Genomic DNA, 20,272 nt, shown 5'->3' on the forward strand with positions numbered 1-20,272 from the left:
GACGATCCTTTTAACGTGCAAAATAGTATCGGTAGTCTGCACACTGCTTAATCACATCCTTGAAATACTGGGTGTCTTCATAAGCGCGAATCTGCTTAAAGTTCGTACCCAGACCATTTTTCTTAGCAAACTTTACCGCAGAGGCATATTTGTCGTTGCTGCCGTGAGGCCAGTATTTGCTGAGGTCAGTCCCTTTTTTCTCCTGCTGCATATAAAACTCATTTTTCTCGATTTTTGCCAAGGCGTAGAGTGTTTTTACCTTTAGTTCGCGGTTAGTCGCGTGTTGTAAGGCGAGTTCGTAATGAGTGCGTGCTTTGGTGAAATCGGTTTCACCCTTTTTCCAAGAAACGGTTGAGCGTTCCGTTTTGGTCAGCATCGGTGAATTGCCGAACCAAGTCATATTGTAATAAGCCGTGCCTAACTGGAATTGGGTTAAAGCATCGCTGGGGTTGCTTTTGGCCTTACTTTCCAGCGATTGCAGAGTATCAATCACTTCCAGCAGAGTCATAGTTTTGGACTTAACTCGGTTATTGCCACTACGCCCAGTGGTGAATGGGCTGTAAGTAGTTTTAAAGATTTTATCCTTGGCTTCCAGCGCGGCGGTTTTCGCCTGATCCAGTGACCCCGTGTACACGTACTTTCTGGCAATGAGTTCGGTGGGGTCATTGTTCAGCACAAACTTGTTGGTTTCGTAGTCGATCTCGCCGAATGCCTTGCCAAAATCGGCTGCCATTTTTTGTTCCAGACGGTTCTGGGAAGGTTTGGTCTGTAACGCAATCAGCTCACGGATTTCGTCCACTTTGATCTCATCCAGCGAAATATTGCCACGTTGTTGGGCTAGATAAGCTCTGCCGGGTTGTTTTGCGTTGAAATACAGCGGTTCCAGCTTGGCATAGGTGTAGGTCATGATGTCTTGAGTGCGGCGTTTGTAGGGATTGTTGTATTCGTCGTCACCGCCTTCCTGATTGAGCGGTTTTTCCAGTGCTTCCACCGCTGTGATGTTGTCAGCCAGCGCGGCTTCACTGGTGGGATCAATCGCACTCAGATTTTCAAGGTACGCTAAATGATCCAGCGGTTTGACATAAGACAGACGCGGATCATTCGGGTAAGCCGCGAGGAACGCACTGACATCCGCCGCCGCAATCGGTTGCGCAGACAATACTTTCAGGTAGAGACTGGCATAGTCGGACAGGAACAGGTCTTTGCGCTTTTTGTCCTGTTTGACCTGATCCAGCAGTTGGCTGAGTTGCGTCAGGTATTGGCTGCGGCGGTCGCGCAGTTTTTGTTTAGCCTCATCGGTTTTAGCTTCTTCGTAAGCTTTCAGATCGTCAATCAGCACATCCTTGTTGATTCCGCGTGAAGCTTGCAGCCAGGGTTCTGCCTCATTGCCGGGAACGCGGTCGGCAAATTGGGCAAATTCCAGTTCACGGAACAGCATTGCATCAAACCAGTCCGAATCCGGGGCAAGCGCGTAAACCGACTTGAGTTCTGCCAGTGAATTCGCATCGACCCGCAAAGCGCGGACAAAGTGCATCAGGGCTTTTTCATCATCGCTTTTGCACAATGCCATCAAGGCATTCCATTCTTCGTCGGTCTTGATGCTGAAATTGAGCTGGGCTTGCAGCTTTTTGGTGTCGGTTTTAGCAAGCAGAGTCGCAAACTGATAGGCCGCTTCCGCGCGTTTACCTGTGCGTTGCAAGGCTCCTGCATACAGCAAACCTGTCCAAATGGCGACTTCCTTATCGGGTTGCTGAATATCGGGTGCAAGGCGCGTGTATTCGCTCAGCACTTGCGGGTATTGCCCGGTGTAATGCAAGGCGCGTATCAGCAAGTAAGTGTAACGTTGGCGTAAAAAGGTATCCTTTTCGGTTTCAAGCTGCTTGTTTATCTCGCTAAGCACTTCTTTACCGAGTTTTGCATTGGCTTCTTTTTGTTCCAGTTGTTCTTCTTTACTTAACCAGCGTGGATCGCCTTGATTGGCGAGGGGGTCTTGTTTCGCCACAATGCCCAGATAGGTTTTGACCGCTTCCGGCTGGGTTGCCAGTTTTTCTTCATTGCGCTCATACACAATCGCTTTGGCATCTTCCTTTGATACCTTGAGGTAATTACCCCATGCTTGCAGGTTATGGTTTTCCGTTACCTGCGACTCATCGTATTCATCGCTATTGTAAGAACCGGGAAAGTAACTGCGGCGGCGCACAAAATGTTGTTTGACCAGCTCACCGTAGAGAATATCGAGGCTCTTCGAGTGGTAGAAATACTCCGGTTCACTCCAGCCGCAAGGGAAGGCTGTTGCGGAAAACAGGATGCTGGCAAGTGACAGACTCCAGAACAGCTTTTTAAAGTATTTCATTGTGGCTGGCTCCTTGTGGAAAAATCGGCGGCGATGGTTGCCAGCGCGTTCGGGGTAAAACGGGCGGCATCATTGAGAGTGTAAAAAATAACTTCATCCGGCTGCATCACGGCGGTCAACTGTCGCGCGGCCTGTTGCAATGCTTCAATATCAACCGTATCCACCCGCAACTCATCATCGGGGTAGAGGTAATATTCCTGCCAATAATGCCCTTGCGTTACCCGATAAACATTGTCTTTCAGATGTTCGGTTTTATCCGTGTTCAGTTCAGCACTATTGATTAAATGTACCAGCCTGCCTTGGCGGATTACCCGCGCTTGCTGGTACAACGGCAATGCAAGGTCAAGCGGGAGCGGGTATTCTTCAAAATTTTGCAGGTAACGTTGGCCTACTGCTGTATCGAGGATGTAATTTTTGGTTTCCGGGTCACGAATATCGCTCATATTGTAATACATCAGCGCGGCGCGTTCCGCTGGCGGCACGCCGGTACGCTCGGCATATTTCACCTGATGCAAGCGCAGGGTAACGCTCAAGTGCGGGTAATCGGCTTTCAAGCGCGTCAGGAATGCAAAATACGTGTCGCGGGTTTGCTCTGTCCAATCGCAATCCACCTGCAAACGCTGGTATTTTTGTGGTGGAATGTGGGTAAGGATTTGCGCGTACACGCTGTCCAACACGTCATCTTTCAACGCATTGTTGTCCAGAAACACCACGGGGGTGATTGCTATGGAAGGTGGGGTGCGGATGTCCGTCGGGTTGATAGACAGGTTTTTATCCCGATAACCTATATCCAGCAGCTTGAGGTAAAGCTGGGCGGGGGCATAGGTCTTGAGGTTGATGGGGTCGTCTGTGTAGGTATTCGCCCAGTGGTAATAACTGATTTTAGGGGGAATGCCTGAACTTTTGTTGGCGTTACCCAGTGACCAATAAAACGCCAATAGACCAGCAGCCAACACCATAACCGCGATGGCAAAACGGCGAATCGCTCGTGAAGTCAATGTGTTAAACATGGTTTCAATATTGCTGATTCAGTTCCTGTACCAAATCCTGTGTATCCACGTTTGTAAGGCGCGTGAAATGCCAATACAATATCGGCTTTAGGCACGCCCATTTCCACAAATTCATTGGCAATGCCGCCTTCCGTACTATCGTGTTGAATCCAAATTTGCCCATTTTTTATATCGACGTGCAGCAATGAGCCATGAAAGCGATCATAGCCATTCCAGCCCACCGTCATTAATTGGTAGCGGTCACGCTCAGTGTCAAATAATAACTCCATGTCTACATTACCGTAAGCAGGCTTGAATTGTGCGTAATGTTCAAGAACTTGGCGGACGTAACGGCGATAAGTTTCTAATTTTTCCATAGGATGACTTCCTCCCGTTCAGGATGAAAAACCAATAAATTAACCTGATGACGCTCTAGTGCGAGTTGCGTAAAAGGCAATAAAAAGAATTGCTTGTAAGCATCATGCGGTATAGCAAGATAAAGCTCCCGTTGTTGCTCATTTTCCTCTAACGCTAGTCGATAATTGAGATACTGTCCTAATAAAGCCTTTCTGCGCCCAAATCAATGTAAAGATCAATGCCACCGATGGGCACTGCGAGCGGGTCATGCGTAATAACCCATCCTTCTTTTTGTAGTGCAATTACAACGGCTTGATGAAATAGGTCGCGGGCAGCCATACCAATTTATCCTTTACTGATGCTATTTGTGATAGTGGCAGTATAACAAATTTCCTCACACCCGGCGTATTGACCCATGTAACCCGCTAATGCTCTGTCGGGGCTTGATATTTAGCCTCTAGTGTCAGCAAATATTCCTTCGCTGCCAACCCGCCTGCATAACCTGCGAGTTTGCCGGATTTGGCAATGACCCGATGGCAGGGCACGATAATGCTAACAGGATTTAGGCCGTTGGTATGCCCAATCGCACGCACCGCTTGTGGTTGTCCCATGGCAGTGGCTTGTTCGGAATAGCTGCGGGTTTCACCGTAGGGAATTTCGCTTAAGGCTTGCCAAGTACGCAGTTGAAAGTCTGTACCATGCAGTTCTAGCGGTAGAGCGAAGGTGCGGCGCGTCCCCGCAAAATAGGCTTGCAATTGCCTGATGGTTGCTTGGGTTAGCGCGTTGCTTTGGATTCGCACATGGCCTAAGTTGGCGAGGATACGTTGCCAATTACTGTCGAAAGCTACGGCACACACTGCGTAGTCGGAAGCAGCGATATAAAGCGTTCCGACGGGTGATTCCCATGTTTCAACACAAGTATTCATCAAGTTAACGATAAGCTCGCGCAAGGTTATTGAACAGCACCCGACTCATGCCAGTAATCCGCAAAAATTTATCCAGCTCTTCCGCCATTGAGGATGACTGATACGACTCTTGCATAATCAGCAGCGAAAAACCGGTGGCAGCATTCAAGGCACGAATTGCAGACAGCATTTTAGCATGATCATTGGCGTAAATTTCGCCGAAAATGCGGGTCAATTCTGATTGAATAATGGTCATTGCACCAGCCATGAATTCCACCGGCAATTTGACCTTCACGTGTACATCCCCGACGTGATAAAGCTTTTGGGTATAAGCGGTATCACATTGCCCACTGAACAACTCGTGTAACCATGCAACATGCGTTGTTTTAAGTGCTTCAATACGCCCTTCCAGAAACGGTAAAGTTTTGGGAATGGTCTGTAAACGTGTGTAAAAACACTCGGTCACTTCCTGAAGCCGGTCACTGACATCCGGGTAAACTTGGTGCAAAATCTCGATTTTTTCTTCATCAAGTCCCGAAAATTGCTTGGCATAAGCGCACAAAGCATCCATGTCGATTGTGTGCATCGAAAAACTCCTATCGTTAACATCCCTGATAAACGGATAAATTGATCCTCAGATTATAGGAGGTGATCAGCAGGCTGCATTCGGTTTCGGACAAGCTGGGCAAATCACCCGGCGTGCGCTATCAATTTACGCTTCATCGGCTATAATGCCGCAACATTTTAGTCGTCAACAAGAACACGCTATAACAAGCACCGTAGTTGGGCATGTCCCCCAACAGGCAGGAGCCATAACGCATGAATACCCAGCAATATCAAAATGAATCGTTTCTCGACGGCAACCAAGCCGCTTTCCTTGAGCAGATTTACCAACAATATTTGTACGACCCCAGTAGTGTGGATGCGCAGTGGCAAACTTATTTTGAAGCCATCGCACAACCACCCAGTGCGGTAGCCGCGCCATGTATTGATCCGACGATGGAACGCCGCAGTTTGCAATTGCGGGTGTCGCGTTTAATCAATGCTTACCGTTATTTAGGGCATCTGGAAGCCGATACGAATCCATTAGGACACTACGCTTATAAAGTGAGTGTGCCGCAATTAATGCTCGAACATCATGAGCTGGAAAATATCGACCCCACGCTCACCTTCGACCCCGGTTCCTTCAATATTCAAACCGCGCCGACCCTACAAAATATTGTTCATGCCTTGCGTGAAACTTACGTGCGCACCACCGGCTTTGAATACATGCATATTTTGGACGTGCAGGAAAAACGCTGGTTACAACGCCGTATTGAAACCGACTTAGCCCGCGATAAGTTGACCCACCCCGAACGCCGCAAAATTTTAGAACAATTAACCGCTGCGGAAGGGTTTGAGCTGTATTTGCATCGGCGTTACGTCGGGCAAAAGCGTTTCGGCTTGGAAGGTGGGGAAAGTCTGATTCCGCTATTGCAAACCCTGATTCACGAAGGTGGTAAGCAAGGTTTACAGGAAATCGCGATTGGTATGGCGCACCGGGGGCGACTCAATGTATTGACCAATGTGCTGTGTAAGCCAGCGGGTGAATTGTTCAGCGAGTTTGAAGGCAAAATCGACGAAACTTATACTGGCGATGTGAAATACCACAAAGGTTTTTCCTGCGATGTCAGTACCGAAGGCGGCCCAGTGCATTTGGTGTTGGCGTTTAACCCGTCACATCTGGAGATCGTCAGCCCGGTAATGGAAGGCTCGGTGCGGGCGCGTCAGGATCGTCGTCACGATAAAGACGGTGATCAGGTGTTGGGTGTTTCCATCCACGGTGATGCGGCCTTTGCAGGGCAGGGCGTGGTCATGGAAACCTTTAATATGGCGCAAACACGCGGTTATCGCACCCGTGGCACGATCCATATTGTGATTAACAACCAAATCGGTTTTACCACCAGCACAGTGTCGGATAGTCGCTCCACTTATTACCCGACTGACGTGGCAAAAATGATTAACGCGCCGATTTTCCACGTCAATGGCGATGACCCGGAAGCGGTGGTGTACGCCACCAAACTGGCGTTGGAATACCGCCAGCAATTCCAGAAAGATGTGGTGATTGACTTGGTGTGCTACCGGCGTTTGGGGCATAACGAAGCTGACGAACCCAATATGACTCAGCCGGTTATGTACAGCATTATCCGTAGCTTACCGAGCACTCGTGCGAAATACGCCGCAGAATTGGCGCAGGCTGGCGTGGTAAGTTTGGCGGGTGCAAACGGTTTGATCGAAGCGTACCGTACTAAGTTAGCCAACGGTGGCATTACCTGCTGCAATAGCCAAACCCGTTCCGGTTTACCTGCTGAATTGCAAACCCACTGGAAAATGTTTGTGGGGCAACCTTGGCGGCAGGCGGTGCATACCAACTGTAGTTTGGAACGGATCCAGCGCATCAGTGATCGTTGGTTAAGCGGTATTCCTGCGGATTTTATGGTGCATTCGCGGGTACTTAAAGTGTTGGAAGCGCGTGCGGCAATGGGACGTGGTGAGCAGCCGATTGACTGGGGTTTTGCAGAAAATCTTGCTTACGCGACCTTGTTGGAAGAAGGTTTTGAGGTGCGTTTATCCGGGCAGGATTGCGGGCGTGGTACGTTCTCGCACCGTCATGCGGTTTTGCACCATCAGCAGCGGCGCGAACAGTGGGTTCCGTTGCAGCATACGGCGGATTATCAGGCGAAATTTACTGTGATTGACTCGGTGTTATCCGAAGAAGCGGTGCTGGCGTTTGAGTACGGTTATGCTACTGCCGAACCCAATACGCTGGTGATTTGGGAAGCGCAATTCGGTGACTTTGTGAACGGGGCGCAGGTGGTTATCGACCAGTTTATCAGCTCTGGTGAACAAAAATGGCAACGCTTGTGCGGTTTGGTGATGTTCCTCCCGCACGGTTTGGAGGGGCAGGGGCCGGAACACTCATCAGCGCGTTTAGAGCGTTTTGTGCAATTAGCCGCGCAGGAAAATATGCACATTTGCGTGCCATCGACTCCGGCGCAGACCTTCCACATGTTGCGGCGGCAAATGTTGCGTAAATACCGTAAACCATTGATTGTGTTTACCCCTAAGAGCTTATTGCGGCATCCTTTAGCGGTTAATGACCTAGAAGATTTCACCCGGGGTCAATTTGAAGTGGTGCTGGATGATCAGGATATTACCGATGTGGCGGCGAAAGAGGCGGTGACGCGGGTTATTTTGTGCAGCGGTAAAGTCTATTACGACCTGTTGGATGAGCGGCGTAAACAAGGTTTAGGGGATGTAGCGATTGTGCGTCTGGAACAACTTTACCCATTCCCGTCGCAGGAATTGGTGGACGTTATGGAATATTACCCGAATGCCAAACGCTTAATTTGGTGTCAGGAAGAGCCGGTGAATCAGGGGGCGTGGAATGGCATTAAACACCGTTTTGAAGCTTACGATTACATTGAGGTGGTGTGTGTAAGTCGCCCTGCGATGGCGGCTCCGGCGGTGGGTTCGCTGTATATGCACCAACGTCAGCAACAGGCTTTGGTGCGCGAAGCATTGGGGCATTTCGACGCGGAATGCGCAGCGGATTAGCCACCAGTCTACCGAAGATTCTTGCTCGTCGGGAATCTTTGGTTTTGCAAACTGTTCCGGGTTTACAGTGGGCGTATCACTAACAAACTAAGGAGCGGTTTCAGTTATGGCTAACACTATTCCCCAAGGCATTGTCGCCAATCAACGGACAGTATCAACCCCCGCAAATAATGCAGCAGGCGTGCCAAGCTCGCGTCTGCAAGATCAGTTCAGCCAATTGTTAAAGCCGCAAAACGGCAATGTTCAACATGGCACAAAACGCAACGATACCCTGCAAGGTGGCAAAGGTAATGACCAGCTTTACGGCTATGCAGGCAATGACGTACTCAATGGTGGTGACGGTAACGATTATTTAGACGGCGGTGTTGGTAACGATACGCTGCGCGGTGGTCGTGGCAATGATACGTTGCAAGGCGGTGCGGGTGATGACCTGATGGTCGATAACAGCGGCTCCAACACCTTTCGTGGCGGTGAAGGCACGGATACCATCCGTTTAAGCGGCAAGTTTTCGGATTACACCATTACTGCCTTGGGTAATAACGGCATTATGCCTGCGATTTATCCGCCCCGTCCGGTCGAAACCGGCTTTCAATTGGTGGATAAACGCACTGGTGAAACCCAAACTGTTTATAGCACTGAAAATTTCAAATTTGCCGACATGAGCCTTGATGCGAAAACACTCGGCAGCAAAATTGACTCGCCGCGCCAAGACTTGCAAGCCAACCAACAAAAATGGCAGCAAGCTAATATCGACAGCTATTCCTTTACTTTGCAACAAGGTGGTTTCCGCACCCCTGATGCGTTGCGCCCGGTCAATATTGAAGTCAGCAATGGTAAAGTGGTGTCCGCAGTTTACGCGGATAATGGTCAGCCTTTGCCCGCAGACATGGATTTCAATCGCTTAACCGTTGATGACTTGTTCAAACAAATTGACGAGGCTATTAGCAACGGCGCGGAAAAAGTTCAGGTTGAATACGATCCTCAGTTTGGATTCCCGACTTCGATTTACATTGATCGCAGCAGTATGATTGCCGATGAAGAGTCGAACATTAAAGTGAGTAATTTCCAGCGCAACGATATGATGAGCACGATGGCTTGCGGTGAAGAGGGGGATTGTTTCGGAGATTGGATTGGCGGTACGCCACGCCCAATGCCGATGAACTTCGACCTCAACGCTGAGTAAGCAAGATGCTATTACTGGCTGGTGGTGACACCGATCCGCACTTATTGCGTTTGTTGAAACACGCGGTGCGGCGCGGTGTGGCGGTGGATACGTTGTTGACTGGGCAAGCGGGTTTACCGCGTTTGTGTTGGGATATTAAAGCGCATCGTCTGTTGGACGGTGAGCGCGTGTTAACACCGCAGGCCAGTTTCATTCGCCAGGATGTGTTTACTTTTTTACGCAGCCGTAATCAGCAAGATCAAGCCATTGCCCGCGAGTGGTACACCAGCATTGTGGGTTGGTTGCAAGCTTCGCCGGATGTGAAAGTCTTTAACCGCGAATTTCTGAGCCGTGGGGCAGTCAATAAGCCCTACGTGTTGCATCTCGCCTTACAGGTCGGTTTGGCGGTAGCGGATACCTTGATTACCAACGATGCGAGTCTGATGGATGAGCTGGCGGCTACCCAAGGATGGGTGGGTAAACCTGTAACGGGTGGGGCGCATTGTGAAGCTTTGGGCGTATCGGGTTGGACAGGTGCGTTGTCGCACCCGCAAATTGTGCAGCGTAAGTTACAGCAACCGGAAATGCGCGTATTTCGGGTGGGCGAGCAGTGGTTCGGCTTTTGGGTCATGTCCGATGCGTTGGATTATCGTACCTCTTCCGCAACACGCTTGGAGCCAACCTTGGTTCCGTTAGAAATTCAGGAAAAACTGGGGCAGCTATCGACTCAGTTGGGATTGAATTTTGCAGCGGCTGATTTTAAAACCGACCCGGAAACCGGGCGATTACAGTTTTTGGAAATCAACAGCAATCCGATGTTTGCGGGTTTCGATCAAGCAGCAGGCGGGGTGTTGTGTGATGCGATGCTGGATTGGTTGTTGAGCTGATACGCTAGGTGTTCGAGGCGTAGGAAAATGGTAGTATTCCGCCATCTTTATTCAACACAAAGTTAGCATTATGTCACTCACCATTCCTGAATTACTGCAACAACTAGCCACACAACCTACCAGCGTCGATTTCGCAACGGTCATCGCCACTATTGAGCAACACTACAACTATACTCCGCAAGCATTTAGCAATGGCGTGGGCGATGATTGCGTGATTAGCCCTGCGGGAACCAATGCGGGGTCGTGCAAAGTGTTTGCCTTTGGGCAATTACAAGGGCTTTCTGAGCAGCAAACCTTGCTATGTTTTGGTGAACATTACCGCAAAGTGCTTGCCACCCCGGATGAGGCAGACCACGCCAATATTCGCACTTTCATGCGTCACGGTTGGGCAGGCATCCGCTTTGAGGGTGTTGCGTTACAAGCTATGGGTCATGCGTCAGCGGCATTGCAATTTATCGTGCAGCCCGGTGGTCATTTGCAGGGCAGGGTGCGCGTTCCCGGTGATAAATCCATTTCGCATCGTTCCATTATGTTGGGTTCGTTAGCTGACGGCACAACACACGTCAGCGGTTTTTTACAAGGTGAAGATTGTTTATGCACCTTAAAAGCGTTTCGCAGCATGGGTGTGGACATCGAAGGCCCTAGTGCCAGCGGCGAAGTGACAATTCACGGGGTAGGTTTGCACGGTTTACAAGCACCTTCGACGGATTTGGACATGGGCAATTCCGGTACGTCGATGCGTTTAATGTCGGGTTTAATGAGTGGGCAGGCATTCGACGTGCGAATGACGGGTGATGCGTCGCTTTCCAAGCGTCCGATGAAGCGTGTCACCGTGCCGTTAGCCAGTATGGGCGCGGTGATTGAAGCAACTTCTGCGGGTACGCCGCCGTTATTGGTGCGCGGCGGCAAGGCGTTGCAGGGTATTGATTACGCAATGCCAATGGCGAGTGCGCAAGTCAAATCTTCGTTGTTGTTAGCAGGTTTGTATGCCGCTGGTGAAACCTCCGTCACAGAACCAGCACCCACGCGCGATCACACCGAGCGTATGTTACGTGGCTTTGGGTATGAGGTGGTGACGGAAGGTAATCGTATCCGCTTACAAGGCGGTGGTCGGTTAACGGCTACCACGATTGATGTGCCGTCTGATATTTCATCGGCAGCGTTTTTCATGGTGGGTGCGAGCATTGCGGAAGGTTCGGATTTAATTATTGAACACGTCGGCATTAATCCCACCCGCACCGGGGTGATCGACATTCTGCGTTTGATGGGCGCGAATCTGGAAGTGCTGAATGAACGCGAAGTCGGTGGTGAACCAGTGGCTGATATTCGGGTGCGTTCCTCTGCGTTACAGGGCATTCAAATTCCTGAACATTTAGTCCCGTTGGCGATTGATGAATTCCCCGCGTTGTTTATTGCAGCCGCTTTTGCGCAGGGGCAAACGGTATTAACTGGCGCGGAAGAGTTACGTGTTAAAGAAAGTGACCGGATTCAGGTAATGGCGGATGGTTTGATTGCCTGTGGGGTGGATGCGCAGCCTACACCGGATGGCATTGTGATTAATCCGGGTAATTTCAGTGGTGGCACGATTGAAAGCCACGGCGATCACCGTATTGCCATGTCGTTTGCGATGGCGGCGTTGCGAGCCACTCAACCCATCACTATTAACGATTGCGCGAATGTGAATACCTCGTTCCCCGGCTTTGTTGAGTTGGCGGCAACCGCAGGCATGAATATCCGTACTGTTGGGTAATTCCATGATCATGACGAGGGCAGCGGTGCTTGGCGTTGCCCTCAAGTGGGTTGAATCAACAGTAATAACAAGCCTGCCAACAAATAATACGCGGCAAACTGAAGCGATAATGCGCGTTTGAAATCATCGGGAATAAAGCTTTCCGTCGCTGGGAAAAAGTGACGAATTCCCGCGATAATCACCACACTGATACCAAACAGCACCAGCAATATTCCCACCGCCGCCAGTAAACCCATCATGCCATGTCCTTCCTGCAAATATTACACCGGGCGAATCATAGCGTGTTTACCACCCGTTTACCCTTGTAAAAATGCTGCACGTTGTTGTGCATCGGTGCGGAAACGACCGCCTAATGCCAGCGTGCTGGTTTCTGATTCACTATCCATGACACCGCGCGATTTGACGCAATAATGTACGGCATCAATGCTTACCGCTACGTCATCAGTTTCCAAAACGGTTTGTAAAGCGACCAGAATTTGACGGGTAAGGCGTTCTTGTACTTGCGGGCGTTGCGCAAAGAAACGCACCACGCGGTTAATTTTTGATAGCCCTAAGATTTTATCGCCCGGAATATAGGCAACTTTGGCTTTGCCATCAATGGTAACAAAATGGTGTTCGCAGGTGCTGAGCAAGCTAATATTACGCACTAATACCATTTCATCCGTGCCCATTTTATTGTCAATCAGTGCCAGTTTCGGAAAATGGTTGTAATCCAGCCCTGAGAAAATTTCATGCACGTACATTTTCGCAATGCGGTGCGGGGTTTCAATGAGGCTGTCATCGTGTAAATCCAAGCCCAAGGTGCGCACTACTTCGGTCATTAGCCCCTTGATGCGCTCATATTTTTGTTGGGGGTTTAAGCCAGTTTCCTGCATCGGGGTTTCCAAACCAGCAGCTAACAGAGCGGCGCGTACTTGAATGGCTTCAGGACTGAGTTCGGGGCGTTCGGGTAAATAGGCTAGTTTGGTATTCATTAATGTCATGTCCCTTGGAAATAAAACTTGAGTGAAACACTTGGGTATGACCTAAATGTAAAGCTTGGTAGTGAAACTTCAAGATGCCCCGACAAATGCGCGGTTTTGTGCGCCGCAAAGAACTTAGGGGAGAAAGTCCGTTTTCTCCCTAAACGTGCTTAAAAACCAAATTTTTTCATTTTGACATTAACGGTGCGGGTCGGGCAGTTGCCCCGGAACATATCCCATTCTTCGCAGCGTTTACCACCGGGGAGCAAACAATAGGTTTGTTCACCTTGCGGGGTTTGCACGGTTTCTAAGGTGCCACGATTTTGCAGGCAATTCATGGAAGCAGGGTTAGCAGTACGTGCTACACCACCACTAGGTGCTGACGGTGGTGCGACAGCGCACGCACTCAACGTGAGTGCCATAGCAAGGCTTAAGATAGCTTTCATCAGGGGGTGTCTCCTTGGGGTAAGACAAATAAAAACGCTGACATTTTACGGTAAGTCGCCTATTTTTGCCTGTACGAAAACTATCAATCCGATAGGGGGTGTTTTTTTACGTATTTTCTGGTTTGATGGGGTGCAAACGCTTATTCATGTTTTCAGGAGGAAAGGTCATGCGTCAGTTAATGGTATTATCGCTGCTGGCTATAGCTGGCTGCACAGGCGGTCATGCGTTGGATAATCCGATTAAAACCTGCAAAGCCGTTACCGTGGTGTTGGCGGGTGATCGTGCGGTAGTGTGGCACGCTGAAAAACAAACCGAACAACCCGGCGTGCAGCTTCAAGTGACCTTGGATTTTTCTTTGGTAGGGCAGGCGCAGGGCGAAGTTTCGCAAGCGGTGTGTAACTATGGGCTGAGCAGCCAAGACATGGATTACCGCAATGCGATGGGGGAGTACGCGAATACCCCCACCACCATGCTCATCAATGGAATGCCCATTTTGAGCCGGGATTTAGTGCAAGCGGTTAATCGTGCGACGGCTGAGACTGCGGTGCAGGTGCTTGACGCAGGGAATAAAAGTTACTGACAAACGCTTCAAACCGATTTTCCGCAATCGCTGCCCTAATATCACGCATCAACTCTTGGTAGTAATACAAGTTGTGAATGGTATTCAGGCGTGCGCCGAGGATTTCCCCGCATTTATCCAAATGGCGCAAATACGCCCGCGAATAATGTTGGCAAGTGTAACAGCCGCATCGTTCGTCAATCGGGCGGGTATCATGCTGGTACTGGCTATTACGGATTTTCAGCGTGCCGTAACGGGTGAACAAGAAACCGTTGCGGGCATTGCGGGTAGGAATCACGCAATCGAACATGTCCACCCCACGGCGTACCGCTTCCACGATGTCTTCCGGTTTACCCACGCCCATTAGGTAGCGCGGGCGGTCAGCAGGCAATTCGGGCAGGGTGCATTCCAGCACTTTATCGCGTTCATCTTTGGGTTCGCCGACTGATAATCCCCCAATAGCGTAACCGTCAAACCCAATGTCGAGTAAACCGTGCGCAGAAACTTTGCGCAATTCTTCGTACATCCCGCCTTGCACAATCCCAAACAGCGCGGAAGGGTTGCCTTGGTGTGCGTCTTTGCTGCGTTTTGCCCAACGTAACGACAGTTCCATCGAGTCTTGCGCTTCCTTGTGGGTAGCGGGGTAGGGTGTGCATTCGTCGAAAATCATTACAATGTCAGAGCCGAGTTCGCGTTGCACTTGCATCGACGATTCGGGGGTCATTAACACTTTCGCGCCATTGACAGGGGATTGAAAACGCACGCCTTCTTCGGAAATTTTGCGCATTTCCGCCAAGGAAAACACCTGAAAACCACCAGAATCGGTCAAAATCGGCTTTTCCCAATGCATAAAACCGTGTAAATCGCCGTGCAAGCGCACAATGTCCGTACCCGGGCGCAACATCAGGTGAAAGGTGTTGCCTAAAATAATTTCCGCACCTAAGCCCTGCAATTCTTCCGGGGTCATGGCCTTGACCGTGCCATACGTGCCAACCGGCATAAAGGCGGGCGTTTCCACCGTGCCGCGTGGGAAAGTGAGTCGCCCACGACGCGCCGCGCCATCGGTGGCAAGCAGGTTAAACTGCATATGAGACATAAACGTTCCTTGGTTACTCAGGCTTTATCGGTGCTTGGTGCGGTATCTAATACGTGAATCCAATGCTTCACTGGCACTGGGCTGGTTTCCTGCAAATGCGTTTGGCAACCGATATTCGCAGTAACAATGTATTCCGGGGTATGCGCCATTAAATGCGTCAATTTATTGTGGCGTAATTGTTGCGATAATTCCGGTTCAAGGATGGAATACGTGCCTGCCGAACCGCAGCACAAGTGCTCATCGGTAACAGGAACCAGCACGAAACCGCAATCCACCAAAATATTTTCCACCACGCCCCGGACTTTTTGCCCGTGTTGCAAGGTGCAAGGCGGATGCCAAGCAATACGTGCGCCTTTGTTGGGAATGAGTTTTTGGTACTTTTCCTTGCTGATGATTTCCGCAATGTCTTTACACAAATAGGAAATGCGCTCGGCTTTAATGAAATATTCCGGGTCATCGCGCAGGAAGTGTTTGTAATCCTTCACCATTACGCCGCAGCCGCTGGCGGTGGTAACAATCGCTTCCACTCCAAACGTGGTTAAATACGGCCACCAAGCATCAATATTGCGCTTGATTTGGGTTACTGCCGTATCCGGGTCGCCCAAGTGCTGGTTGATTGCGCCGCAGCATCCGCCGCCTTGCGCTTTTAACAAGCTGATACCCAAACGATCCAACACCCGCGCCGTAGCGGCGTTAATGTCCGGCGATAAACTGGGTTGCACACAACCATCCAAGATCAGCATTTGGCGATCATGACGTGCTTCAGGCCAGTGTCCGGCGGTACGCGGCGCGGTGATTTTACCGGCGAGTTTTTCCGGCAACAAAGGTTTAAAGGTGCGTCCTAAACGCAGACCCAACCCAAACAAATTGGGGTTTGGCAGGTATTTACGCAAACGTTTGCGTAACGCTTTGTCTTTACTATCACGTCCGATTTGTTCTTCAGCCAAATGCCGCCCAATATCGAGCAACTTGCCGTATTCCACCCCGGATGGGCAAGTGGTTTCACAACTGCGGCACAACAAACAATGATCCAGATGTTGCAGGGTTTTTTTGCCGACTTCCTGCCCTTCCATCAGTTGTTTGATGAGGTAAATGCGCCCGCGCGGGCCTTCATTTTCATCGCCTAACAATTGATAAGTGGGGCAGGTGGCATTGCAAAAACCGCAATGCACGCATTTACGCAAAATGCTTTCTGCGACTCTGCCTTCGGAGGTGTGACGAATGGAATCCGTTAAGCGGGTTTGCATATCACCAGTCCTTGTTCATTCTGCCGGGGTTGAAAATACCTTGCGGATCCATTGCTTGCTTGAGGCGTTTTTGAGTGTGCAATAGCGGTTGGGCTTGCGGGTGAAAGGTGCTGACACCGGGTAAACGACCCCGGTACAAGGTGGCTTGCCCTTTGTATTTTTCCGCGATGCTGCGTATCAAATTGACCGGAATATTGCTGTAAATCCAGCGTTGCGCCCCTGACCATTCCACCAAGGAATGCCCTTCCAAGCTACCAATGGCGGTAGTCGCGGGCGGGAACGAAAGCCGCCACAACGGGCGATCCAGCGGCTGAAAGAACTCGTGGGTTTGGTGACGTAAAGCCAGCCAGAATTGCTCAGCTTCGGGCAATGCTTCACCACCGATTTGTTGCACCGCTTGTTTAACCGCAGAGGCAGCACCCGCTACGCGCAGGTACAAACAACCGTCGTAGTAACAACTGCCGGTCAACGGTGTTGCATTGCGGCGTAATTTTAAGCCTAATGTTAACGCATCACTTTCGGGCATTTCCAAAGCCAGCGTAGTTTCTGCCAGCGGACGTGGAATGACTTTTAGCGACACTTCCAGTATGACTGCGAGTGTGCCTAATGAACCAGCCATCAGGCGCGACACGTCGTAACCTGCCACGTTTTTCATGACCTGCCCGCCAAATGTGGCGATTTTGCCATGCCCGGTAATCAGTTTGACCCCCAGCACATGATCACGCACCGCGCCTAACCAAGGGCGTGCAGGCCCGGATAAACCAGCGGCAACAGCTCCGCCCACGGTAGCTGCGCTGGTTAAGCAAGGTGGTTCAAACGCCAGCATTTGCCCGTGTTGTGCCAGTAAAGCGTCTAGCGCGTGCAAATTAGTACCAGCGCGTGCCGTTACAAACAATTCCGATGGCTCGTAAGCTACCACGCCGCTGTGTGAGCTGAGGTGGAGCGCGTCGCCTTGGGTTTCATTGCCGTAAAATGCTTTGCTGTTACCGCCAATCACGTATAAAGGTTGCTTGCGGTCGATGGCAATAAGCACGTTATCATGCAATTCTTGAGTGTTGTCGTTGTTTACAATCATAGTTTAAGAATGGTGGTAACTGCTTAAAATCGTGGAAGTTCTGGATGCGACAATTGCCCATGATGGACGTGCATCCTGCCTAATTCCGCACAACGGTGCAAGGTTGGAATAGCTTTGCCGGGGTTGAGCAATTCGTGCGGGTCAAAGGCGCGTTTGACGGCATGAAAAGTTTCCAGCGACGCACTATCAAATTGCACACACATGGAATCCAATTTCTCATGACCAACGCCGTGTTCGCCCGTGATTGAACCACCGACTTGCACACACAACGCGAGAATGTCTGCACCAAACTGTTCGGCCTTTTCCAACTCACCGTGACGATTGGCATCGTACAAAATCAACGGGTGCAAGTTACCGTCCCCCGCGTGGAACACATTGGCAACCGCTAAACCGTATTGCGTGGAAAAATCAGCAATTTTTTGTAAAACGTGCGCCAGATGTTTGCGCGGAATCGTACCATCCATGCAGTAGTAATCCGGCGATAAACGCCCCACTGCCGGGAAAGCGGATTTGCGCCCCGCCCATAAACGTGCGCGTTCGCCACTGGTTTTGGCAAGGTGAATGGTGCTGGCACGGTGTAAGTTCAAAATCGCCCGTACCCGTGAAGCTTGTTCTTCCACTTCCGCTTCAATACCGTCCAATTCGCACAATAAAATCGCGGCGGCATCTACCGGATAATCCGCTTTTGCAAAGGCTTCTGCCGCCCGAATCGCCGGGTTATCCATCATCTCCAACCCAGCGGGAATAATGCCAGCACTAATGATCGCCGCAACTGCATCACCGGCATCGGTTACGTCGGGGAACGCCGCCATTAACACTTGGACGGTTTCTGGTTTGACAGTGAGTTTTACCAGCACTTCGACCACAATGCCCAACATGCCTTCCGAGCCGGTCATTAACGCCAGCAAATCGTAACCGGGAACATCGAAGGTTTCCGAGCCAATGGTGAGAAATTCACCTTCAATGGTGACGACTTTAATCTGCAATACGTTATGCACGGTCAGGCCGTATTTCAGGCAATGCACCCCGCCGGAATTTTCCGCCACATTGCCCCCAATCGAACAGGCAATTTGTGAGGAAGGGTCGGGTGCGTAAAACAAGCCGTATTGATCCGCCGCCTGACTAATCGCGAGGTTGCGCACACCGGGTTGGACCCGTGCCGTCAGATTGTCGGTATCAATATCAAGAATTTGATTAAAGCGTGACAAGCCCAGCACAATACCATTGGCATCGGGCAATGCCCCGCCTGACAACCCCGTCCCTGCACCGCGTGCAACCACCGGGATATTCAAACTGTTACACGCACGAGTAATCGCCTGAATCTGCTCAATGGTGGTGGGCAATACCACCGCTAATGGCACGCGTCGATAAGCGGTTAAACCATCGCATTCGTAGGGGCGCAAGTCTTCTTCTGCCGTCAGAATGCATTCTGCGGGCAAAATTTCATTCAACTGAAACAACAATCGGGCTTTCAGATTGGGGTCAAATTCCATTGGTCTTCTTCGTACACAGTACAGGGGACGTTAGTGTATCCGATTTTTGCAAATGAGGTTAATATTAGCGGCTTTATGATTGTCGGCATGGAATAAGCATTATGTTGGATCCGAAACGTCTGCGCACGGAACTCGACGCGGTAGCGGCACAATTAGCCCGTCGTGGTTTTACTTTAGATGTGGAAACTATCCGCAACCTTGAAGAACAGCGCAAAGCCCTGCAAGTTGAAACCCAAACCCTGCAAAACGAACGCAATACCCGCTCCAAAACCATTGGGCAAGCTAAAGCGCGTGGCGAAGATATTCAACCGTTGTTGGCAGAAGTTGCCGACATGGGCGACCGTTTAAAGCAAGGTGAACAGGATTTAGCGCGTTTGCAGGCAGAACTGGATGCGATTGTGATGGGCATTCCCAATCTGTTGGATGCTTCCGTTCCCGATGGTGCAGACGAAAACAGCAATGTGGAATTGCGTCGCTGGGGTGAACCGGGTGTCTTTGACTTTGAGCCAAAAGATCACGTGGATTTAGGCTTGCCGAACGGCTGGATGGATTTCGATGCGGGCGCGAAACTCACAGGCTCGCGTTTTGTGGTATTGCGTGGCGCAATGGCGCGATTACACCGCGCGCTGATTCAATTCATGCTGGATACCCACACCAGCGAACACGGCTACAACGAAGTATACACGCCTTACATGGTCAACGCCGACAGCTTGCGCGGTACGGGGCAATTACCGAAATTTGAAGAAGACTTGTTCAAGCTCAACAATGAACAAGGCTATTACCTGATCCCGACAGCCGAAGTGCCGGTGACGAACTTGGTGCGCGATACGATCGTGGATGCCGCTGCGTTGCCGATGAAATATGCGTGCCATACGCCGTGTTTCCGCTCCGAAGCAGGGTCTTACGGCAAAGATACACGCGGTTTGATCCGCCAGCACCAATTCGAGAAAGTAGAAATGGTGCAAATGGTACGCCCCGAAGATTCATGGGCGGCTTTAGAAAGCTTGACCGGCAATGCCGAAGCTATTTTGCAAAAACTGGGCTTGCCCTACCGTGTGATTGTATTGTGTGCGGGTGATACCGGATTTTCAGCCGCGAAAACTTACGATATTGAAGTGTGGTTGCCGGGGCAGCAAAAATACCGCGAAATTTCTTCATGCTCCAATTTCCAGGATTTTCAGGCGCGGCGCATGATGGCACGTTACCGTAACCCAGAAACCGGTAAGCCGGAATTACTGCATACTTTGAATGGGTCGGGGTTGGCAGTGGGTAGGACGCTGGTGGCGGTGTTGGAGAACTATCAGGAGGTGGATGGGCGGATTCGTGTGCCTGAGGTATTGCGGGGGTATATGGGTGGAGCCGAATATCTTGTCTGATTTTGCTTAAACATGGA

At 50.5% G+C, this 20,272-nt stretch carries 18 protein-coding genes and 2 pseudogenes; 7 read left to right on the forward strand and 13 right to left on the reverse strand.

Going from position 1 to position 20,272, the window contains the following annotated elements; genetic code table 11:
- Positions 1 to 10: 10 nt before the first annotated feature.
- The 6 genes and pseudogenes from J9260_RS07110 to J9260_RS07140 all read right to left on the reverse strand — a co-directional run bounded on the left by J9260_RS07110 (position 11) and on the right by J9260_RS07140 (position 5,190).
- Complete coding sequence (locus J9260_RS07110) at positions 11 to 2,353, reverse strand: hypothetical protein (RefSeq protein ID WP_210220321.1); 2,343 nt, start codon at positions 2,351 to 2,353, stop codon at positions 11 to 13.
- Positions 2,350 to 3,363: a hypothetical protein gene (locus tag J9260_RS07115; protein ID WP_210220322.1), complete on the reverse strand. Its 1,014-nt coding sequence runs from the start codon at positions 3,361 to 3,363 to the stop codon at positions 2,350 to 2,352. Before J9260_RS07115 ends, J9260_RS07110 begins: the two co-directional genes overlap by 4 nt.
- Positions 3,348 to 3,719 carry a XisI protein gene (locus J9260_RS07120; RefSeq protein ID WP_210220323.1) on the reverse strand — a complete coding sequence of 124 codons (372 nt, stop codon included), beginning with the start codon at positions 3,717 to 3,719 and terminating at the stop codon, positions 3,348 to 3,350. Before J9260_RS07120 ends, J9260_RS07115 begins: the two co-directional genes overlap by 16 nt.
- Positions 3,707 to 4,038, reverse strand: a pseudogene (locus J9260_RS18890) (element excision factor XisH family protein). Before J9260_RS18890 ends, J9260_RS07120 begins: the two are co-directional and overlap by 13 nt.
- 86 nt (positions 4,039 to 4,124) lie before the next feature.
- Positions 4,125 to 4,625 (reverse strand): methylated-DNA--[protein]-cysteine S-methyltransferase, encoded by a 501-nt coding sequence (locus J9260_RS07135; RefSeq protein ID WP_210220325.1) that lies wholly within the window; start codon positions 4,623 to 4,625, stop codon positions 4,125 to 4,127.
- A gap of 4 nt (positions 4,626 to 4,629) precedes the next feature.
- Positions 4,630 to 5,190 carry a protoglobin domain-containing protein gene (locus J9260_RS07140; protein WP_210220326.1) on the reverse strand — a complete coding sequence of 187 codons (561 nt, stop codon included), beginning with the start codon at positions 5,188 to 5,190 and terminating at the stop codon, positions 4,630 to 4,632.
- Between the two features lie 233 nt (positions 5,191 to 5,423).
- Here J9260_RS07140 and J9260_RS07145 point away from each other — a divergent pair, with 233 nt between their 5' ends.
- The 5 genes and pseudogenes from J9260_RS07145 (at position 5,424) to aroA (ending at position 12,000) form a co-directional block, all read left to right on the forward strand.
- Positions 5,424 to 8,201, forward strand: coding sequence for a 2-oxoglutarate dehydrogenase E1 component (locus J9260_RS07145; RefSeq protein WP_210220327.1), 2,778 nt, complete (start codon positions 5,424 to 5,426; stop codon positions 8,199 to 8,201).
- A 106-nt stretch (positions 8,202 to 8,307) separates the two neighbouring features.
- Positions 8,308 to 9,384, forward strand: a complete 1,077-nt coding sequence (locus J9260_RS07150; protein ID WP_210220328.1) for a DUF6174 domain-containing protein — start codon at positions 8,308 to 8,310, stop codon at positions 9,382 to 9,384.
- A 5-nt stretch (positions 9,385 to 9,389) separates the two neighbouring features.
- Entirely contained in the window at positions 9,390 to 10,250 is an 861-nt protein-coding gene (locus J9260_RS07155; RefSeq protein ID WP_210220329.1) for an ATP-grasp domain-containing protein, read from the forward strand.
- Positions 10,251 to 10,320: 70 nt separating this feature from the next.
- Positions 10,321 to 10,656: pseudogene (locus J9260_RS07160) on the forward strand (HopJ type III effector protein); the annotation flags it as partial.
- 18 nt (positions 10,657 to 10,674) lie between these two features.
- Positions 10,675 to 12,000: a 3-phosphoshikimate 1-carboxyvinyltransferase gene (gene aroA, locus J9260_RS07165; RefSeq protein WP_210220740.1), complete on the forward strand. Its 1,326-nt coding sequence runs from the start codon at positions 10,675 to 10,677 to the stop codon at positions 11,998 to 12,000.
- A 41-nt stretch (positions 12,001 to 12,041) separates the two neighbouring features.
- Here the strand turns inward: aroA and J9260_RS07170 are convergent, their stop codons facing one another.
- The 3 genes from J9260_RS07170 to J9260_RS07180 form a co-directional block, all read right to left on the reverse strand.
- The gene (locus J9260_RS07170; RefSeq protein ID WP_246499684.1) at positions 12,042 to 12,239 is read right to left on the reverse strand and encodes a hypothetical protein; all 198 of its coding nucleotides are present in this window, start codon (positions 12,237 to 12,239) and stop codon (positions 12,042 to 12,044) included.
- A gap of 57 nt (positions 12,240 to 12,296) precedes the next feature.
- Positions 12,297 to 12,974 carry a GTP cyclohydrolase I FolE gene (gene folE / locus J9260_RS07175; protein ID WP_210220330.1) on the reverse strand — a complete coding sequence of 226 codons (678 nt, stop codon included), beginning with the start codon at positions 12,972 to 12,974 and terminating at the stop codon, positions 12,297 to 12,299.
- Positions 12,975 to 13,132: 158 nt separating this feature from the next.
- Positions 13,133 to 13,408 carry a putative hemolysin gene (locus J9260_RS07180; RefSeq protein ID WP_210220331.1) on the reverse strand — a complete coding sequence of 92 codons (276 nt, stop codon included), beginning with the start codon at positions 13,406 to 13,408 and terminating at the stop codon, positions 13,133 to 13,135.
- Positions 13,409 to 13,575: 167 nt separating this feature from the next.
- On the opposite strand from J9260_RS07180, the gene J9260_RS07185 reads away from it, so the two are divergent.
- On the forward strand, positions 13,576 to 13,989 hold the full coding sequence (locus J9260_RS07185; RefSeq protein WP_210220332.1) for a hypothetical protein: 414 nt from the start codon (positions 13,576 to 13,578) through the stop codon (positions 13,987 to 13,989).
- Here J9260_RS07185 and tgt read toward each other — a convergent pair.
- From tgt to J9260_RS07205, 4 genes are read right to left on the reverse strand one after another with little or no spacing between them, the layout of a single operon-like run.
- A complete protein-coding gene (gene tgt / locus J9260_RS07190; RefSeq protein WP_210220742.1) occupies positions 13,928 to 15,055 on the reverse strand; it encodes a tRNA guanosine(34) transglycosylase Tgt in 1,128 nt (375 codons plus the stop codon). The two genes, J9260_RS07185 and tgt, sit on opposite strands and share 62 nt — an antisense overlap.
- Before the next feature lie 26 nt (positions 15,056 to 15,081).
- Positions 15,082 to 16,311: a glycolate oxidase subunit GlcF gene (gene glcF, locus J9260_RS07195; RefSeq protein ID WP_210220333.1), complete on the reverse strand. Its 1,230-nt coding sequence runs from the start codon at positions 16,309 to 16,311 to the stop codon at positions 15,082 to 15,084.
- Position 16,312: 1 nt separating this feature from the next.
- A complete protein-coding gene (glcE, locus tag J9260_RS07200; RefSeq protein WP_210220334.1) occupies positions 16,313 to 17,386 on the reverse strand; it encodes a glycolate oxidase subunit GlcE in 1,074 nt (357 codons plus the stop codon).
- A 23-nt stretch (positions 17,387 to 17,409) separates the two neighbouring features.
- A complete protein-coding gene (locus J9260_RS07205; RefSeq protein WP_210220335.1) occupies positions 17,410 to 18,879 on the reverse strand; it encodes an FAD-linked oxidase C-terminal domain-containing protein in 1,470 nt (489 codons plus the stop codon).
- 101 nt (positions 18,880 to 18,980) lie between these two features.
- Between J9260_RS07205 and serS the strand changes: the two genes are divergently transcribed.
- The gene (gene serS / locus J9260_RS07210) at positions 18,981 to 20,255 is read left to right on the forward strand and encodes a serine--tRNA ligase (RefSeq protein WP_210220336.1); all 1,275 of its coding nucleotides are present in this window, start codon (positions 18,981 to 18,983) and stop codon (positions 20,253 to 20,255) included.
- Positions 20,256 to 20,272: the final 17 nt, after the last annotated feature.

The organism is Thiothrix unzii (genome assembly GCF_017901175.1).
In the GTDB taxonomy this organism is placed as follows: Bacteria; Pseudomonadota; Gammaproteobacteria; order Thiotrichales; family Thiotrichaceae; genus Thiothrix; species Thiothrix unzii.